Here is an 18,698-nt window from a genome sequence, read left to right as displayed (position 1 = left end):
ATGTCCAATAGCGTTGATTTTAACGATGTGTCTACGGTGGGTTTAGAATCTTCACCCGTAGTAGAAGCGCTTGCTGGTTTACGAGCGAATGAAGCCCGTTACTTTATGAACAAATATAAGCATGAATTTATGGTTGTACCAGCAAGCGAAAGCCAGGAGACCCTTGATTATGTAAACCGAATTCTAAAAGAAGAACGTGATATCGAGTTTGCGGCCAAACCGTTAGAAACGTCGCTTTTTCAGGTGGAAAATATCAAATGGGCTTTCGTATTTTATGAGGATGGTCTTGCGGTTAATGTCATGTATACGATTGATGACCCGAAGAAGCGTGCCGTTGGTTTTAAGCTTTCTGAGGGGATGGAGGTTCCGCAGGAGTTAGAAGGAAAGTTTAAATTTGCTAGGCAGAAGTCTAAATTAGCTGGAACCATTCGGGGCTCGTTCTTTGTGATAAAAGGAGAATATTAAAGTAAGCAAAAGCGCATGCGGAGGGTTTCAGTCATTTTTTAATACATAAAAAGAGCAGCGATATTTCGCAGCTCTTTTTATTTGCCTGTATTTTTTATGTAAGTATGTACGATCAAGGCAAAGGGTAAGCAAACTTAATGACCTTATTAATTATTTTTTTCGACGTTTCATCGATCGCCACTTTGAGGGAGGTACGAAACGTACGATTGACAAGAACAATAGTAGTGAAACTCAAAAAAGAACCTGGCAGTTTTATCAGGTTCTTTTTTATTGCATATAAACAGACGCGATGATATAATCAGATCACGACTGAAAATTGATTTACAGACATAATTATCTTATCTTACATTTCAAGTGTACCACGCAGAAAAACTCTTGTCAAATGTTTTTTCTCAAATTAATGATTAGGAGAGATGTTGAATGCGTTCGTTGGTTCTCGATTTTCAGGAAATGGACAAAAAGCAGCTTGGACTCGTTGGTGGAAAAGGGCTTCATTTAGGGGAATTATCAAAAATTGAAGGAATACGAGTTCCCGAAGGATTTTGCGTGACAACCGTAGGATATCAAAGAGCCATCGAACAAAACGAAACATATCAAGCTATGCTCAATCGACTAACCACGCTATCAGCAGAGGATCGAGATCAAATTGTTGAAATCAGCAGGAAGATCAGACAAACCATTATGGATGTAGAAATTCCATCCGATGTAGTGACTGCAGTAACTCGCTATCTCTCCCGGTTTGGCGAGGAACAGGCTTATGCCGTACGATCCAGTGCGACTGCTGAAGATTTACCGCATGCCTCTTTTGCGGGTCAACAAGACACCTATCTAAACATCATCGGCGTCGATGCCATCTTGCAGCATATCAGCAAATGTTGGGCTTCTTTGTTTACAGATCGCGCGGTGATCTACCGTATGCAAAATGGATTCGACCATCGTCAAGTTTATTTATCCGTAGTCGTTCAAAGGATGGTTTTCCCAGAGGCTTCAGGGATATTATTCACCGCTGATCCGATGACTTCTAACCGAAAGCTGCTATCCATCGATGCCGGTTTCGGACTTGGAGAAGCACTGGTCTCTGGCTTGGTATCTGCCGATGGTTACGAAGTACAGGAAGGAGAAATCATCGAGAAGCGGATAGCCGCCAAAACATTGGCGATCTACGGACGAAAAGAAGGCGGAACAGAAACAAAGCAAGTCGATCCCGATCAGCAAAAGTCACAAACACTTACGGATGAGCAAATTTTACAACTGGCACGCATCGGGAGACAGATTGAGGCTTATTTTGGCCAGCCCCAAGATATCGAATGGTGTTTGGCCCAGGATACTTTTTATATTGTCCAGAGTCGGCCAATCACGACGCTATACCCGATACCTGAAGCGAATGATCAAGAAAATCACGTCTACGTATCTGTAGGTCATCAACAAATGATGACGGATCCCATGAAACCACTGGGATTGTCTTTTTTTCTGCTAACGACTCCTGCACCCATGCGTACAGCTGGCGGAAGGTTGTTTGTTGATACTACGGCTATGCTGGCTTCACCGGTTAGCAGAGATAATGTATTAAATAAGCTGGGACAATCCGATCCACTCATCAAAGACGCACTTATGACCATCATAGAGCGAGGAGATTTTATAAAATCGCTACCCATCGCTGAAAATGAACAGACTCCCGGAAAGAGCAATATATCGTCTGCGGATTATCAAGCGCCAATCGACAACGATCCGACAATCGTTTCTGATTTGATAAAACGAACTCAATCATCGATCGAAGTGTTGAAACAAAACATCCAAACGAAATCCGGATCCGATTTATTTGATTTTATATTGGAAGATATCCAGGAACTGAAGAAAATTTTATTTGACCCACAAAGCTCGGCTGTCATCATGGCAGCAATGAATGCTTCAACCTGGATCAACAAAAAAATGAATGAATGGTTAGGCGAAAAAAATGCAGCCGACACGCTTTCTCAATCCGTACCGGGCAATGTTACTTCGGAAATGGGTCTGGCGCTGCTGGATGTTGCAGACGTGATTCGTCCTTACCCGGAAATCATTGATTATTTGGAGCATGCAAAAGATGATCACTTTTTGGATGAGCTGCTTAGATTTGATGGCGGGCAGGAAGCCCAAGACGCGATCCTTGATTTTCTCGATAAATATGGCATGCGATGTGCTGGAGAAATCGATTTGACCAGAACACGTTGGAGTGAAAAACCAATTGCGCTTGTTCCGTTGATTCTGGGTAACATCAAAAACTTCGAGCCTAATGCCAGCCATCGGAAATTTGAGCTAGGGCGTCAGGAAGCATTGAAAAAGGAACTAGAATTATTGGATCGATTGAAGACATTGCCTGGCGGTGAACAAAAAGCCCAAGAAACCAAACGAATGATTGACCTCATTCGGAATTTTATGGGCTATCGGGAATACCCCAAATACGGCATGGTGAATCGTTACTTCATTTATAAGCAGGCATTACTGAAAGAGGCCGAACGACTCGTACAAGCGGGCGTTATTCATGATAAGGAAGATGTATATTATCTCACTTTTGAAGAGCTTCACGAGGTCGTACGCACAAATAAACTGGATCACCCGGGTTGCATGGTCGAGCAGCAAACGAAGCTTGCGACCAGACAGATGATCAGCCAACGAAAAGACGAGTATAAAGTATTTGAAAAACTAACTCCGCCGCGCGTGATCACGTCGGATGGCGAAATCATCGCAGGGGAGTACAAACGAGAAAATATCCCAGCCGAAGCTATTGTCGGTCTGCCTGTTTCTTCCGGAATGGTCGAAGGACGAGCGCGTGTCATCTTAAACATGGATGACGCCGATCTCGAGGAAGGAGATATATTAGTCACCGCTTTTACCGACCCTAGCTGGACGCCTCTGTTTGTATCCATTAAGGGCTTGGTCACCGAAGTGGGCGGACTGATGACCCATGGAGCCGTTATCGCGCGTGAATATGGCTTACCGGCCGTTGTCGGCGTGGAGAATGCTACCAAACGGATAAAGGATGGGCATCGCATTCGCGTACATGGGACTGAAGGGTATATTGAAATATTGTCATAGCTCAATACGACAAGTGATGGCATTCGCCACAAGACCACAATCGACAGTAAACAAAAAAAGTCGCGGAATCCGCAGCTTTTTTTTTGTTTTATGCTGGAAGTTGCAAACGTCCCGGCATTTTTTATATTTGTGACAATAACTGTCACTATTATCAATCATAATAGGTTCAAAGCCTAAATGCGCTTAGGTACTAGCTCGATGTCACCTGTTTCTGAATAGGTTGGCCGCCTTTAGGAGGTGATTAATTTCGAGAACGACCCAAGAAACAATGATCGTTGAGGCAACTGAGGAAGTATGTAGAATCAAAAAAATGAAGCCAAAGGAGCTGTTTCGAAGTGACGTTACAATTCATCCCCTACATTATGCTGAACGGAAACGCCAATGAAGCGATTGCATTTTACGAAAAAGCATTGGATGCTAAAGTTTTGTCAAAACAAACATTTGGACAGGCACCCGAGAGTATCCAGAACACCATGCCATCAGATGTAAAGGATAGAGTGGCTCACTCCGTCTTAAGGATAGGGGAAATTGAAATGTTTGTAGCCGATACGGAACCTGATCAGCAAACGCAACCGGGAGATCGGTTGAGCATTTGTATTACGACAAACGATATTGAAAAATCAAAACAATTTTATGGGGCTTTACAACAACAAGGCGGTCAAGTAATTACGCCATTGCAAGAAATGTATTTTAGCCCTGCCTACGCAATGGTAACGGATAAGTTCGGAATTACCTTTCAGATTTTCACTACAAGGTAACACAAATGAGAGCTGGCCTGCTTTTAATCTTCCGGTACATGTCGAGGCGTAACATAGAGCAAGCGGCTATATAGAATTCTCAGAAGAGCCTGGTTTACCAGGCTTTTTTTATTTTAATACGGCTTTCGAGAGAGCAGGATGTGGAGTAGTATTTATAAGCCTTATCAGCTCCAGCCCATACGGGACACTGAGCTTCCTCATACGTTATATGGAACCTGCCTAATTTGTTGAAGCAAAGAATGCTCACTAATAATTAAGGAGTTGGATAGCTCGGTGAAATCAGAGATTAAGCTTACAGGGCGAGTGATTTTTAGGGGGGATCCAGGTTATGAGTCGGCTCGCAAGAATTGGGATCCTCATACGGACAGATTTCCCAAAGTTTTTGTGTTCGCTCAAAGAACGCAGGATGTAGCAAACGCCATAAGATGGGCCCGGAAAAATAATGTCCCTATTCGCCCGCGAAGCGGAAGGCATGCCCTAGAGACCAACCTTTCACAGGTCAATGGAGGCATTGTCATCGACGTAAGCGAGATGAAGAAAATCAAGCTGAATAAGAAAAGCGGTACCGTTGTTGTCGAGACAGGTAATCGGGTAGGTAGAATCGTCGATACGCTGGCGCGCCAAGGCTATATCGCACCATTTGGTGACAGTCCGACGGTTGGCATCGGCGGAATAACGCTTGGCGGAGGAATTGGCCCGCTGCAAAGAACGACTGGCCTCATCAGCGACAATTTGCTTGAGCTTGAGATGGTTGACGCTAAGGGAAGAATCATTCGGGCAAACAAAAAACGAAACTCCGATCTCCTATGGGCTTCCCGCGGCGGCGGTGGCGGCAACTTCGGCGTGTACACCAAATATAAATTCAAAGTACTGCGAGCTCCAGCCAAAGCTACCGTATTCAGTATCACCTGGCCATGGGCACAATTCGAAAAAGTCGTGAAAAAATGGCAAGTATGGGCTCCTAACGCCAGCACCAAGTTGGGCAGTGAATTAAGCGTTGGTCCCAAAAAAGGCGGAAACGTCAGTATGTTGGGACTGTACCTTGGATCAAAAAGCGAAGCCCTTCGCCAATTGGAACCTATTCTTAGCGTGGGAACACCTACTCAAAAAACTATCCGATTCCTACCATACACGGAAGCTACGAAATTTCTGTTGGCTCCCGATCCAGTGCTAACTCAAAGATACAGCAACCAGTTCTCCAGCAGCTTCGGGAGACGCCCATTCCCGGATAAAGCCTTTAAGATCATGCGCGAGTTTCTAGAAAAAGCAGAAGGAGGGACTCCAGCCGGATTTTTCTTCCTCAACTGGGGTGGCGCGATAAGCCGTATCGCACCTAAATCCACCGCCTTCTACTGGCGAAAAGCGAAGTTTTATGTCGAATGGAACAGCTCATGGGTGAAGCCATCTCATGCGGCTAGAAATATTGCCTTAGCCCGGAACACCAGGAAGAAGCTGCAGCCTTATATCGTGGGGTCCTATATTAATGTTCCGGATCAGGGCATAAAATGTTCAGGTCCGGTCTATTATGGAAAGAACTACGCCAGATTGAGGAAAGTAAAGGCGAAATACGATCCGAATAATGTATTTAACAACCCGCAAAGCATTCCGCCAGCTTAATGAAAACAAAGTAGTCGACATCTGTGCCAAAAAACAAGCCGGAAATCACTCGGCTTGTTTTTTTTGGTTTACCTTACCTATTCTCCTGATCCGGATGTTCGTATATATCCTTCTCGTTACGGGTAATTAAATTATTAACAGCACACCAATCGTGTGACTATGAAGCGGGAAAGGGGATCGAAACGAATGAAACGCAAATTGTTAATAACGGGAGCGGCAGGCACCATAGGAAATGTCATTTACAACGGGCTGCTCAAAGACAACCGGTATGAGGTTGTTGGAGTGGATATACAGGCGGACGAGAAGCTGGGCATTGTACAAATGGACATCGGAGACCAAGCGCGGCTGACGGAGCTGACGCAAGGAATTGATACGGTGCTTCATTTTGCATGGATCAAGGACAAGGGGGATTTTCTTGGCAAAGTGCTTGCGGGAAATGTGAGCGGTGCCTACAAGTTATTTGAGGCAGCGGTGCAAAATGGTGTGCGCCGTATCATATTCGCCAGCTCGAATCATGCAACTGGTTATTACAAGACTTATGAGATGGTAGGGCCCCAAGATCCATATCGTCCGGATAGCTTTTACGGGCTCAGCAAATGTTATATCGAGCTGCTGGGCCGACTTTATTCGGACCAAGGCAAAATCTCTTCGTTCAATATTCGGATTGGCAACTTTCCCGGGGACAATCGTCCTCATTCAGAACGAGCGGGGCATATCTGGATATCCGAACGTGATATGCTCCAATTGATCGTTTGTTGCATTGAAGCAGATGACGAACTGAAATTTTTGAATCTGTACGGCACCTCTGCCAATAGTGATAATTACTACAACATCGATTATCTGGAGGAACTGATTGGATACAAACCTCAGGATGATGCGACAAAGCTGCTTGAGCTGGTCAAGGCAGCGGGACGCAAAGTACGTCAGGATGAGACGATCTATCAGGGGGGACAGCAACCGTAGCAATTGAACAATGTGACAATGTTGTCACTCGGAATGGAAAATTGTTATATGAATCGATGGGAAATATATAGATGTCCCCCTTATACTGGAAATGTTAGATTTCCAAAGGGGGATATCCACTGATGACTGATGTAGTTAAAGCAATCATACTCGGCATAATAGAGGGCTTAACCGAATTTTTACCGGTATCGTCTACTGGACATTTAATTTTAGCGGGCAATTTGCTAAGCTTTGAGGGAGACGCTGCCATAACTTTTAAAATTGTTATACAGTTAGGTGCAGTAATGGCCGTTCTCATTCTGTATTGGAAAAGGTATTTGGCGATTGGGACTAATCTGATTCGAATGGACTTTTCCCCAAGTAGAGGATTAAATGTTATACATATGATTTTGGCTATGTTACCGGCATTAATCGTATATCTTCTGCTCAAGGACACAATAAAAAGCCAATTATTCGGCCCAACCCCAGTCTTAATCGGGCTAGTGGCCGGTGGCGTGTTAATGATCATTGCAGCACGGAGCAGGAGAACCGAAACCGCCGATACGATAGATCGGATTAATTATAAACAAGCCTTCGGGATTGGCCTGTTTCAGTGTTTGGCTTTGTGGCCGGGATTCTCGAGATCGGGTTCGACGATATCAGGCGGACTTTTACTTGGTACCAGCCAAAAAGCCGCCGCAGATTTTACGTTCCTAATCTCCGTGCCTGTTATGTTTGGTGCAAGCTTGCTAGATTTATATGATAGTCGGGATTTGCTGAGTTCTGATGATTTTGTCCTAATGTTTATTGGCTTTGCTACCTCCTTTCTTGTGGCCATGATTGCAGTCGTGACGTTTATCAAACTGATTAAGCGACTTCGGTTGGAATGGTTTGCTCTATACCGTTTTGTCTTAGCGGCTCTCTTCTACTTTATCATCTTGTGGTAACCCGTCTTGGTATTAGATGGTTGAAGAATCTATTCCGCTATCATTACTCAAACACACGAAATGAGGGAGCGCATGGTGGTTGAGGGAGTATCTGATGTATGCTCCTAATACGAAAGGGATAATAAGCTCAAGACTCAAGCATAGCAAGATGAAGCGCAGCCGGGATGCTGCGTTTTTTTGTACTTTGAGGACAATCTTTTTATACAACATATTGAACCTTATTGGGCAAAGGAGCCTATATCAGGTGTAAGTCCTAAAATGGAGGCCAGGCAACTGCTTCTCAATGTTTGTTCTAAACATAGCTAAATCTCTCCGCCATTCAAGGAGCTATACCAGGTATGGAATCCACTTAATTGTACTAAAGTATCTGTTTTATCCTACCTTTTCCTGTCATATTTATTCTAAAAGGTAGGTGTAATAGGGAGGTTATTCATGTTGAGGAAGAGTACAAATTCAGGCAGAGCTCTGCAGTAATTACTGGGGTGTTATTAATAGTCGGGTTGGTTACAGGAATATTTAGTGTGGTTCCTGTTATAGATGGAGTAGACTACCTTGTCAATGCTTCTACAAATGAAAATGAGCTGCTGACAGGAGCGTTTTTCCAGTTGTTGATGGTTGCTGCATATGTTGGTGTTCCTATTTTAATGTATCCGATTTTAAGTAAGCATAATAAAGGTTTAGCTGTTGGATCTGTTGCTTTCGGTATTATTGCAGGTGTGTTCATTATTATTGGTGTAATCATACTTCTGTTGCTATTGGCATTAAGCCATGAATTTGCAAAAGTTGGAACTCTGGATGTACCGTATTTTCAGACCCTGGGTGGGTTGTTAAGGGTAGGACGAGATTTGGTGAACCATGTGGCAACGACACTGGCGTTCGTTTTGGCTATGCTCTTGTTTAACTGCATATTTTACCAAACGAAATTAGTTCCACGCTGGTTGTCCATTTGGGCTCTTATTGGCTCTACATTGTCCATATTGGCAAGCTTTTTATTTATGATCCACTTCATTGGTCTGGATGCAGCCTACATGATGTTGAACATTCCAATAGCCTTTCATCAATTGGTTTTGGCTATATGGCTAATCATTAAAGGATTCAACCATAATACTGTATCGAATAAAATTACAGATTAATCACAATTTAAAAGCATAGAGCTATACGGTAATCCCATGAATAGGATGAGATGGTTAACAAATAATAAGTAAATTCATGACAGCATAAGATACCTTCGCAACAAATTAGCCTTGATTAGCAATTTCCTTCATCATTGAATCGGTAACAGCTATTAGCATACAAGAGGGGGATTAGTTTGTTTCGTTGGATGATTCGCAAGATGACGAACGGTGTAATGGACGAGATTGTGGACCATTATATGAAGCGTATGATACAAGATCCATATACGGAACATGCGTTTTCCATGTTGACAACCACGCAGAAGCTGACGCCGCGGGCAATCATTGAAGCCGGGATGCGGGCGGAGAGCGGAAAAGCAATCAAACGCACTTTGGGGAGTCCGATTGTGTTGTCAGACTGGCATAAAATTTTGCTTAACCCCGTACATATGTTCCGCCTGCCCACAGAAGACAGCGTGCAAATTAAAACCGGCGTCACTATTGGTCCTCAAGCGAAAAAGCCGCTAAATCTAGAAATTCCTATTCTCATCAGCGGTATGTCATATGGTGGAGCATTAAGTTTGAAGGTAAAGGTCGCTTTGGCTCGGGGTGCCAGTATGGCAGGCACAGCAACCAATTCTGGAGAAGCGCCTTTAGTTGATGAGGAACGAAGAGAAGCCAAGTTTTTCATCGGCCAGTTTCATCGCGGCGGGTGGATGAATGACGATGAATCTCTCCGGCAATTGGACGCTATAGAAGTCCAGCTCGGTCAAGGGGCCCTCGCGGCCGCTCCGATGTCGATGGCGTCGGAACAGATTGAGGAGGATTTGCGGATCGCCAAAAAACTGAAACCCGGCGAAAATGCCGCCATTCATTCCCGTATCTCGGGAGTAAACAAAACGGAGGACATTATTACACTGGTGCAGAACTTGAAAAATAAATACGGAGTGCCGGTTGGGATTAAAATCTGTGCGACTCATTTTATGGAACGGGAGTTGGAGGTCGCCATTCAAGCGGGAGTCGATTATTTTGTCGTGGACGGTGCGGAAGCAGGAACGCAGGGAGGTCCGCCGACACTTCTGGATGACGTCGGGCTGCCAACGTTATTTGCGCTCGCAAGAACGGTTCAATATTTGGAAGAACGCGGGGTTAAACAAAGCATATCCGTTATCGCTAGCGGAGGGTTAACGACGCCGGGTCATTTTCTCAAGGCAATGGCGTTAGGGGCGGACGCGGTCTATATCGGTTCAATCGCCTTGATAGCCCTTCAGACGCAAGCGGCTAAGACGCTGGCGACCGAACAGCCGCAGCAAGTCCCTATAGATTGGGGAAAGTTCAAAGAAGATTTGGACGTTGAAAAGGGCGCCGAACATTTGGCCAAATTCCTCAATTCTTCTGTCGAGGAAATGAAACTAGTCGCTTATACCCTTGGGAAAACGGATTTGGCACAAATCAACAAAATGGATCTGGTTACAGTTGACCGGGATTTAGCCCAGATCCTGCGGATCGATTATGCCGGTTTCCCTCCAGGTAAGCAGAAACCATCCACAGCAACTAACGTTATTCCGGACGTAACGGAAATGAAAAATCCGGATGAACCTCTGCCTCTACAGTAACCTCCCTTATTCATTGGGAGCGCCCACCATAGTTGATTAAACTAAACCCGCTAAGCATCTGGTTCTATCCCAAGTCAAAGAAAAAATGAGCTAGGCCTTCATTGCCTGAGCTCATTTTTCTTTGGTGTATTTTTCGAACATGAATATATGTGTAGTGGCTTATATGTTTGTTTTCGATAAAGCAAGCTGATCTTCAGGCAGCGCCTTCGATGAACCATCGTTATGAAGAACACTCCGCCAAGAATACCGCGGTTCATATCCAAGTATATCCCGTGCCTTATCTATTGCCATCAGCGTCTCATGTCCCTGAACCTCTCTCTTTAAGGACACATTGGGAAAAAATCGTTTGACCAAATCCTGGCTAAGATCCGGCATGATGGTGTCCGGGGCTGTGATATGGAATATCTGATTACCTAAATTGTCCTTCTCTATTGCAAGAAGACAGGCTTTAGCTGCATCTCTAACATCGCAATAGGCCCAGGCGTTTTTCTTTTGAATATCCTTTTGTTCATCATTCCAATGCATGATAGGGATTTTTTCATACTCATCCGGTTCATACATATTCGCGAAGCGAAGCGTGACGAGCTGTTGATTCGTAAGTTTATGATACATGCCTGTTAGGTGTTCCGTCAGCAGTTTCGCCATGGCATAGGATGACTTCGCGGTAGTTGGATGCTCTTCATCAACAGGGAGGTAATCCAGTTGCTCGGGTACAAACGGATAGCCCAAAACCGTTTCGCTTGAAGCCCATACCAGCTTGGGAATTTTAAAATCTTTACATGCTTCAAGAATGTTAAAATTAACGAGCATATTATTCTCGAATATCGCCTGGGGTGTATTCCTTACATCGGTTGGGATATTCCCAAGATGGACAACGGCATCACTTCCCATTAAAAGCTGGCAGACTTGACCATAATCACGCAGCTCCGCTTGAATAAAATTTTTTGATGCTGATTCTTCCCGTAGTAATCGATCTGTGGCTATAACATCATGGCCCGCTTCCAATATGGTTCTTACAGCCCAGCGACCGATTTTTCCGGCTGCTCCTGTGACCACTACTTTCATCATTTTCCACCCCTTATTCATATTCCGGCACAGCAAGTTGACCTTAAATCGCTGTTAGACTTCCCGTTACTTTATGGTTTTATTACTCTGCAGTTACACAGCATGCGATATTTTCGAGCTTCATGTTTTTAAAACCCGGTCTTGCCCTGAATCGAGGACCAAAACCGGGTTTTGCTGAAAACATTATCTTGGTTATGACGAGAGTAACCTAAAAAGTATGTTTAGTAGGTGAGATTACTTTGAAAATGAAACATTGGAAACACGCGGTTGCTGTTTTATTTATCATGTCCGTGCTTTTACCGCTGGGAGCTCAAGAATCTCATGCAGCTTCCAAGTACGTTGAGCTGGAAACGCAATGGGAAGACGGTCGTAACAGTCATCTTGAGACGCTTCATAAGGACGGAGTGACTTATGGGAGCTTTTTCTCTCTAAATAGCATGGCAGGTCTCCATTGGGGGATGGAAAATGACAATACGGCGGTTCTGAAGAGGGATCAGAAGCGCATTGTTGTACACTTGGGAAGCAGCATTGCCGAAGTAGACGGTTATAAGGTGGATATGGGCAGAGAACCTGTGTGGTATATCAGTCACCTTTATGTGCCGATTAGATTCCTTGCAGCTGCTTTGGATGGGGAAGTGGCCAATCGGGATACGAATACGTGAGAGGTAACCGTAAAAGGACTCAACAATTATACGGATACTTTTTATGGCAGCATGATGGGATACAGCGACTGAAGAATATGATCTATATACGTTGGTATTCAAGAATCAAGGGCTGATTCGCAAATCCATTGCGCACGGGTTAACGGAGCAGCATGAGACCTTGAAGGCGGACGGTACCATTCAACTCATTGATGATAAAAATATCCGTATTATTGATGATGGAAGCGGCAATATGCTTAACGTGATTGCTCGGTAAAACACAAACGGTTGCTTCCATATGTGGAGTATGGTAAATTTGTCTTATTCAGTAATGAAAGGGTGACCAAAAGCCGATGATCTACTAATCCTATCCACCAAAGAAAACGATATTTCCAGGTTTTCAGGATAGGATTCGTGCGGGCTTTTATATATTAACATAAAGTGCGACTGTTTTTTTGTATAACAGTGCGTCTTTTTGTTTGTATGTGCGCCTCCTATCCGTTGACCGGAAAGGAGGTTTTTTTGTGTGGTGATAGTTGTGTGAAAGATTTATCGTTTCAGCCGGATAAATTGCGAAGAGAGGGATGATGTAACAATGACAGGACCGAATCCAAATGAGAGATATCCTATACCCGGAGATAACAATCTTCAGTTTATCAAGAATACGATTACAAAACCTAATATTATCGCAGGGGATTATTCATACTACTATGCCTTAAACGGAGAATCATTTGAGGATCAAGTATTGTATCATTATGAATTCATTGGAACTAAATTAATAATCGGCAAGTTTTGTTCCATTGCTTCCGAGGCCAGATTTATGATGGATGGAGGGAACCATCGGATGGACGGTTCAACCTTTCCATTTAACATCTTTGGAAACGGCTGGGAAAAATTCACTCCATCTTTAGATCAATTGCCGATTAAGGGAGATACGATCATTGGAAATGACGTGTGGATCGGAAGGCGTGCAACGATCATGTCGGGTGTAAGGATTGGCGACGGGGCTATCATTGCCGCTGAAGCTGTCGTTGTAAAGGATGTGGAGCCTTATACGATCGTTGGAGGCAATCCTGCAAGGGAAATCCGCAAGCGATATTCCACCGAAGTCATTCAAGAGTTATTGGACATCAAATGGTGGGATTGCGATATCGAAGTCATCAATCAATATATTGGCGCAATTGTAAGCGGAGATATGGACTTGCTTAGAAAGATGAGACAAAATTAGAGCCCTTATTTTATTGAAATATGCCATTTGATAATGATGAAAGTCATGAGCGAAAATAGGGTTCTTGAACGAATGTAGAGATTTATGTTGTCATAGAAGTTAAATGGAAAATGACCGGTCGAAGCGCCGGTCATTTTTTCGTTTAGGATGAGAATAAGGGCAGCGGGACATTACAGAACGTGAATGGCGGAAAGTTCAAACATCGGGGAATAAGCCACAGCAGGTTTGTGTTGTCGCAGCTCCTGAAAAGGGTTCTTTTTTGGTTGTTTATCTAGGAATGTTAACTCAAAATAACAACTCATGTTACCAATGAATGGTAGATAATCCGAATGAGAATAGTATAATGCGAAATAGGTTACTGGCTTTTGGTGGTGAAGTTCAGCGAATGACCTTGGTAAAGATAAATTTATGAATCATATAAAGGACAGGTAATTCAAGCCGAAGCATGCACAGAGGAGGAGGTAAAGAGAGTGATACACAGTGAAATATTAATTTTACTAGTACTTGCAATCATTAGTGTAATTATTGCAATTCCCCTAGTCATTTATGCTCATCTAAATATGAATTATGATAAGAAACCGTTAAAGCAAACATTCAGTTCCGGCTATATAGAAAAACAGGTGACTCTTGATGATGGAACGATATTAAACTACGCTGAGGGACCGAATCATGGACCGTCTCTTCTGTTAATACACGGGCAGTCCATGCAGTGGGAAGATTATGCTAGAGTACTTCCGGAGCTCGCTCAATATTATCATGTATATGCAGTTGATTGTCACGGGCATGGAAAGTCCAGTCATGATGCTTCAAAGTATACGGCTGTTGCTATGGGAAAGGATTTTGTTTGGTTCATTGAAAATGTCATAGGTGAACCAGCTGTGGTATCAGGCCATTCTTCCGGCGGTATTTTGGCAGCATGGATTGCTGCTAATGCACCCGAAGTTGTGCAAGGCATGGTTTTGGAGGACCCGCCGTTTTTTAGCGTGGAGCCGCATGAAATGCAGAATACTTTTGTCTGGCTTGATAGTTTTGAACTCATACATAATTTTAAGAATCAAACCGTTGAAGATGATTATGTCGTGTACTATATGGAAAACAGTTATTTATGGGGAAAGTTCGGTGATTTAAGAAAACTTACTGCAAAAAGTACGAGGGAGTACCGGGAAGCACATCCTGGAGAGCCGTTGAAATTGTGGTACGTCCCCTATAAATGGATTCATGGAACACTTTATTTAGATCATTTTGACCTCGATTTTGCGGAGACATTTTATACAGGTGATTGGTTTAAAGGATTTAATCAGGAGGGAACCTTGTCCCAAATAAACGCTCCTTCTGTTTATATTAAGGCAGCCACGCGATACGGCGAAGATGGAGTGCTTTATGCTGCTAACCGCGATGAGGATGCTGAAAAGGTACACAGCCTTTTAAAAGGAAATGAGATGATCACGATAAAATCCGGACATGATATTCATTTTGAGAAGCCGGATGAATTTATAACGATTTTGGTTGATTTTTTGAAGAAAATTGAATAAACCATGGTTACAATGAAAGCCGGTACCCAGGATCATCCTGAGTAACCGGCTTTTTATTTTTTTGATAATCCGTTCAGGGGAAGTTTTTAAAAATAATCGCATGTAAGTTTGAAAACTCAGCCATAGAGCCTTCTCCAAAGGCATATAAACCGATGAGTACGCCTGTAAATCCTCCCGCAACCTCAGAGGAAAGGTATCTGGTTTGTGCCGTTCCTAAGAGAATGTCCTTGCCGTTAGCGTGAATGAAGAAGCTGTAGCGCTCATGTCTTGCCCGTATCTTCAAAGTCGTATGGTTGACATTCCCCAGACCTACTTCAGATTCAATGGATTTAATATCACCGATATTCAGGCGCTCGATCACTTTATACCCGGTCTCCTCTTTACGTACGGCTAAATCGTAATGATGATGTTCATCCATGTAGAGCGTGATGCCGGCTTCTCCGTTCGTAAGCTGTACGTCGCATGAGATTTCCGCGTTGAAGTCTCTTTGGCGAATGCCGATAAATGTCGGGGACTCCGGCTTATCCAAAGTCACTCCGGTCCCTTGAAGCTGTGCCTTATCGATTTCTAACCGATAGTTCTCTGCAGCAGGATGGCGGAGGAAGCACCAGTCCAGATTCCAGTCCGTGTTCTCGAACGTAAAGGTTTTTTTCTCCTGCTGGACGACATGATTTGAGATCCGATCGGTCTCGAAACTCGTAAGGACGGTGCCGTTATGTCCTGCCGTAAACCAGCCATCCTCGCCAAAAGTAACCGGTGTAAGGAAAACTTCGCGGCCAAGATGATGGTAGGTAAGCCATAGGCCGATTTGACGGAAACCCAGATGGAGCATCCACCAATTGCCATCGTTGTCTTGAATCAGATCGCCATGGCCAACTCCCTGCAGCTCATACCCGCCCAGATTGCGATTGGTCAGTACGGGATTGTTCGGATAGGCTTCGAACGGGCCGGAGATCGAATCCCCCCGTGCATAAGTGACCATATGTCCATATTCCGTTCCGCCTTCAGCCGCCATGAGGTAATACCGGCCATTAATTTTATACATATGAGGGCTTTCCAAATAGCGTCCGCCTGTTCCTTGCCAAATAGAACGACTTGGCGACAGTTTGTCGCCCGTTTCAATGTCAATTTCACACTGAACAATGCCGCCAATCCCGTTATCGTCTTTTCCGTTGCTCATAAAGAAGACTTTTCCGTCTTCAAAATACAAATCGGGATCGATCCCCCCTTGATCCACATCAATCGGTTCGGACCATTCACCGTAAATATCGTCCGTCCATACATAGAAATTTTGGCGCGTGGTGTCGTTGGTCGTGGTCATGTAGAATCTCCCGTTGTGGTGCCGTATCGTGGGGGCGAAAACCCCGCCGGAACTGCTTACCTTGCCGAGCTGAATTTGACTCTTTCTAGTTAGGCAATGACCGATTTGCTTCCAGTTGATCAGGTCTTTGCTCTCGAAAATCGGAACACCGGGGAAGTACTGAAAGGAACTGCATACCAGATAATAAGTATCTTTTACTTTGCATACACTGGGGTCAGGATAAAATCCTTTGATGACCGGGTTATGGTATTTCATCGATCCACCTCTTTCATAAATTCACATGTATATAAATCTAAAGTGATTAGCAGCTAAGGAAATTAAACACCATGGGTTAAAGTCTTGCAATGGATTCGGTTTGAAGATTCATGTTAATTCTATTAAATTAATATATATGTGATTTCAATAGATACGAGGAGATTATGATGATCATCAAAGCAAACGGGGAACCGAAATTCATGCCGTTATATGAAGCCTTAGCCAGCGAGGTCAGATGGAACATCATGAGTCTCATTGCCGATCACGAGCTGAATGTGAAGGATATTGCCAATCGATTGGAACTTAGTCCATCGATCGTCACCATGCACATCCGAAAACTCGAACAAGCCGGACTCATCGGAAGTCGTAGGGTGCGGCAGGGCGGGGGAACGCACAAAATGTGTTTCCTCAAACAAAAAACCATCGAGATTGAGCTGCCTTTTGCCAGCCAACCCCCGAAGATCAGAGAGCAGCGTATTTCAGTCGGTCATTACACCGCTTTTGAGGTCCATCCGACTTGCGGGCTTGGTACGCGCGAGAAAGAAATCGGAGTTTGGGACGACCCGCGCTACTTTCTCGATCCCGAGCGGGTACACGCCGCCATTCTGTGGTTTGGGTGGGGCTATGTTGAATACAAATTGCCTAACTTTTTGCTAGCCGATCAATCCGCCGAATACATTGAAATCTCCATGGAGATTGCTTCGGAAGCTCCAGGTTTAAGAGATCATTGGCCATCGGATATTGAATTCACATTTAACGGGATCCCTCTTGGGACATGGACAAGTCCGGCTGATTTCGGAAGAGCGGCGCGAGGGAGATTTACACCTGAGTGGTGGCATCGAAATGTGAATCAATATGGGTTATTGAAGACGATCCGGATTGATGCATCGGGTACGTACATGAATAATGAACGGATGTCGGAGGTGACCCTCGGGGATATCAAGCTGTGGGAACCGTTCTGGACGCTTCGTTTCGCGGTTGATGAGCATGCGGTTAACGCAGGGGGATTGACGCTTTATGGAGCCGGATTCGGCAATCACGACCAAGACATTGTCATCCGCGCATACCATAACGACGAGCATTAATTCGGCATCAGAAGGATAAAGAAGGGAGTTATTGCTGGGGAATCTCGTTGAGTCTTAATGAAAATGAGATCCGCCTCATTGCAGACAGATCTGTAACTTTACATGGAGTAGTCACGTCTATCTAAGAAGAGGGGGGAGATGCCGACAATTTGAATGCATTGCTCGATATTTTGGAGAATTCGACCACGTTTTCCGGCGTAATTGAGTCGCAAAATGGCACTTACGTGAGCTGGTTGTCTGTTCATAAAGGATAATCATTGTGTTTAACAACGGGAAACGATACCTCAATTATAAGAAAAAGGCAGTCGATCATTCTGATCGGCATCAATATCCGTTATGAAGCGTATGAACGAAATACAGAAAGGCGTGAACTAATGTGAATCCAAGACTCTCTGCATTCATAAAAATTTCGATGTTCGTCATGGTTCTATCGCTCACGGCATGTTCAGGGACGGCTGAGCCACCCGCCAGTCCTGAAATATCGACACCGGCCAATGAAGAGGCCACGGCTCCTGAAACTGATAACGAGCAAGCACCCGAAGTGACGCGTCCCCAGAACGAGAACTTTGATTTGATGACTGGTGAGGGTAACCAGTCACTTCCAGCCACCTTGCATCAAGGCAAAGGCTTTTCCTTATACGTATTCGAAAAGTTTGCTTTCGACGCTGACAAAGGACGTCTGTTTCTTAGCGGCAATCCGGAATACGAGGTCACCATCGAAGCGCTGCCGGCAAATTATGACCTAACGCAGCTTAAAACTGAAGGAAACAAGGAATTGAAAGAGCATGGCGAAGTATCCGAATTTAGCGGAGAGCTCGTTGAGCATCCGCTGGGTTCCGCAGAACTTTATCTTCAAGCATCGAGTAGTGAAGGGATAAACGATTATATTGTGTGGAAGTCTGAAACAGGCGACGCTTTCCTGTTCCGTCTTCACAATCCAAAAGGCGAGGAAGCTTCGGATTTTGCCGGTCCGGTCCTCGTTTCGATATCTACGGTTCAAAGCGATTCCTAAAATCACTCCATATAAGCTACATGAAAG

Annotated in this window: 17 protein-coding genes; 15 read left to right on the top strand and 2 right to left on the bottom strand. The window is 44.3% G+C overall.

Annotated features, from left to right (window positions below):
• The 9 genes from ACQKPA_RS21685 to ACQKPA_RS21645 all read left to right on the top strand — a co-directional run bounded on the left by ACQKPA_RS21685 (position 1) and on the right by ACQKPA_RS21645 (position 10,532).
• The gene (locus ACQKPA_RS21685; RefSeq protein ID WP_427494583.1) at positions 1-465 is read left to right on the top strand and encodes a phage tail protein; all 465 of its coding nucleotides are present in this window, start codon (positions 1-3) and stop codon (positions 463-465) included.
• 41 nt (positions 466-506) lie between these two features.
• On the top strand, positions 507-593 hold the full coding sequence (locus ACQKPA_RS21680) for a sortase B protein-sorting domain-containing protein (protein ID WP_427494791.1): 87 nt from the start codon (positions 507-509) through the stop codon (positions 591-593).
• Between the two features lie 292 nt (positions 594-885).
• A complete protein-coding gene (gene ppsA, locus ACQKPA_RS21675; RefSeq protein WP_427494582.1) occupies positions 886-3,540 on the top strand; it encodes a phosphoenolpyruvate synthase in 2,655 nt (884 codons plus the stop codon).
• Between the two features lie 335 nt (positions 3,541-3,875).
• Positions 3,876-4,298, top strand: a complete 423-nt coding sequence (locus ACQKPA_RS21670) for a VOC family protein (protein ID WP_427494581.1) — start codon at positions 3,876-3,878, stop codon at positions 4,296-4,298.
• 273 nt (positions 4,299-4,571) lie between these two features.
• Positions 4,572-5,915 carry an FAD-binding oxidoreductase gene (locus ACQKPA_RS21665; RefSeq protein WP_427494580.1) on the top strand — a complete coding sequence of 448 codons (1,344 nt, stop codon included), beginning with the start codon at positions 4,572-4,574 and terminating at the stop codon, positions 5,913-5,915.
• A gap of 186 nt (positions 5,916-6,101) precedes the next feature.
• Positions 6,102-6,878: an NAD-dependent epimerase/dehydratase family protein gene (locus tag ACQKPA_RS21660; protein WP_427494579.1), complete on the top strand. Its 777-nt coding sequence runs from the start codon at positions 6,102-6,104 to the stop codon at positions 6,876-6,878.
• Between the two features lie 122 nt (positions 6,879-7,000).
• A complete protein-coding gene (locus ACQKPA_RS21655) occupies positions 7,001-7,804 on the top strand; it encodes an undecaprenyl-diphosphate phosphatase (RefSeq protein ID WP_427494578.1) in 804 nt (267 codons plus the stop codon).
• A 521-nt stretch (positions 7,805-8,325) separates the two neighbouring features.
• The gene (locus ACQKPA_RS21650) at positions 8,326-8,937 is read left to right on the top strand and encodes a DUF4386 domain-containing protein (RefSeq protein WP_427494577.1); all 612 of its coding nucleotides are present in this window, start codon (positions 8,326-8,328) and stop codon (positions 8,935-8,937) included.
• A 176-nt stretch (positions 8,938-9,113) separates the two neighbouring features.
• The gene (locus ACQKPA_RS21645; RefSeq protein ID WP_427494576.1) at positions 9,114-10,532 is read left to right on the top strand and encodes an FMN-binding glutamate synthase family protein; all 1,419 of its coding nucleotides are present in this window, start codon (positions 9,114-9,116) and stop codon (positions 10,530-10,532) included.
• Positions 10,533-10,691: 159 nt separating this feature from the next.
• On the opposite strand, the gene ACQKPA_RS21640 is transcribed toward ACQKPA_RS21645, so the two are convergent.
• Entirely contained in the window at positions 10,692-11,600 is a 909-nt protein-coding gene (locus ACQKPA_RS21640) for an NAD-dependent epimerase/dehydratase family protein (RefSeq protein WP_427494574.1), read from the bottom strand.
• 242 nt (positions 11,601-11,842) lie between these two features.
• Between ACQKPA_RS21640 and ACQKPA_RS21635 the strand changes: the two genes are divergently transcribed.
• From ACQKPA_RS21635 to ACQKPA_RS21620, 4 genes are all read left to right on the top strand, one after another.
• Complete coding sequence (locus ACQKPA_RS21635) at positions 11,843-12,259, top strand: stalk domain-containing protein (RefSeq protein ID WP_427494790.1); 417 nt, start codon at positions 11,843-11,845, stop codon at positions 12,257-12,259.
• Between the two features lie 91 nt (positions 12,260-12,350).
• The gene (locus tag ACQKPA_RS21630) at positions 12,351-12,515 is read left to right on the top strand and encodes a hypothetical protein (RefSeq protein WP_427494573.1); all 165 of its coding nucleotides are present in this window, start codon (positions 12,351-12,353) and stop codon (positions 12,513-12,515) included.
• A 318-nt stretch (positions 12,516-12,833) separates the two neighbouring features.
• Positions 12,834-13,466: a streptogramin A O-acetyltransferase Vat(I) gene (gene vat(I), locus ACQKPA_RS21625; protein WP_427494572.1), complete on the top strand. Its 633-nt coding sequence runs from the start codon at positions 12,834-12,836 to the stop codon at positions 13,464-13,466.
• 470 nt (positions 13,467-13,936) lie between these two features.
• Positions 13,937-14,998 carry an alpha/beta fold hydrolase gene (locus ACQKPA_RS21620; protein ID WP_427494571.1) on the top strand — a complete coding sequence of 354 codons (1,062 nt, stop codon included), beginning with the start codon at positions 13,937-13,939 and terminating at the stop codon, positions 14,996-14,998.
• A gap of 73 nt (positions 14,999-15,071) precedes the next feature.
• Here ACQKPA_RS21620 and ACQKPA_RS21615 read toward each other — a convergent pair whose 3' ends face one another.
• Positions 15,072-16,574 (bottom strand): glycoside hydrolase family 43 protein, encoded by a 1,503-nt coding sequence (locus tag ACQKPA_RS21615; protein ID WP_427494570.1) that lies wholly within the window; start codon positions 16,572-16,574, stop codon positions 15,072-15,074.
• A 170-nt stretch (positions 16,575-16,744) separates the two neighbouring features.
• Between ACQKPA_RS21615 and ACQKPA_RS21610 the strand changes: the two genes are divergently transcribed.
• Both ACQKPA_RS21610 and ACQKPA_RS21605 read left to right on the top strand, forming a co-directional pair.
• A complete protein-coding gene (locus ACQKPA_RS21610; RefSeq protein WP_427494789.1) occupies positions 16,745-17,659 on the top strand; it encodes an ArsR/SmtB family transcription factor in 915 nt (304 codons plus the stop codon).
• 376 nt (positions 17,660-18,035) lie between these two features.
• On the top strand, positions 18,036-18,671 hold the full coding sequence (locus ACQKPA_RS21605; RefSeq protein ID WP_427494569.1) for a hypothetical protein: 636 nt from the start codon (positions 18,036-18,038) through the stop codon (positions 18,669-18,671).
• Positions 18,672-18,698 lie beyond the last annotated feature (27 nt).

Origin of the sequence: Paenibacillus sp. NPDC093718, assembly GCF_050279985.1 — a bacterium.
Lineage (GTDB): Bacteria > Bacillota > Bacilli > Paenibacillales > Paenibacillaceae > Paenibacillus_AQ.
The sequence above is the reverse complement of the archived record's forward strand: the minus strand, read 5'-3'. Positions and strand labels throughout refer to the sequence as shown.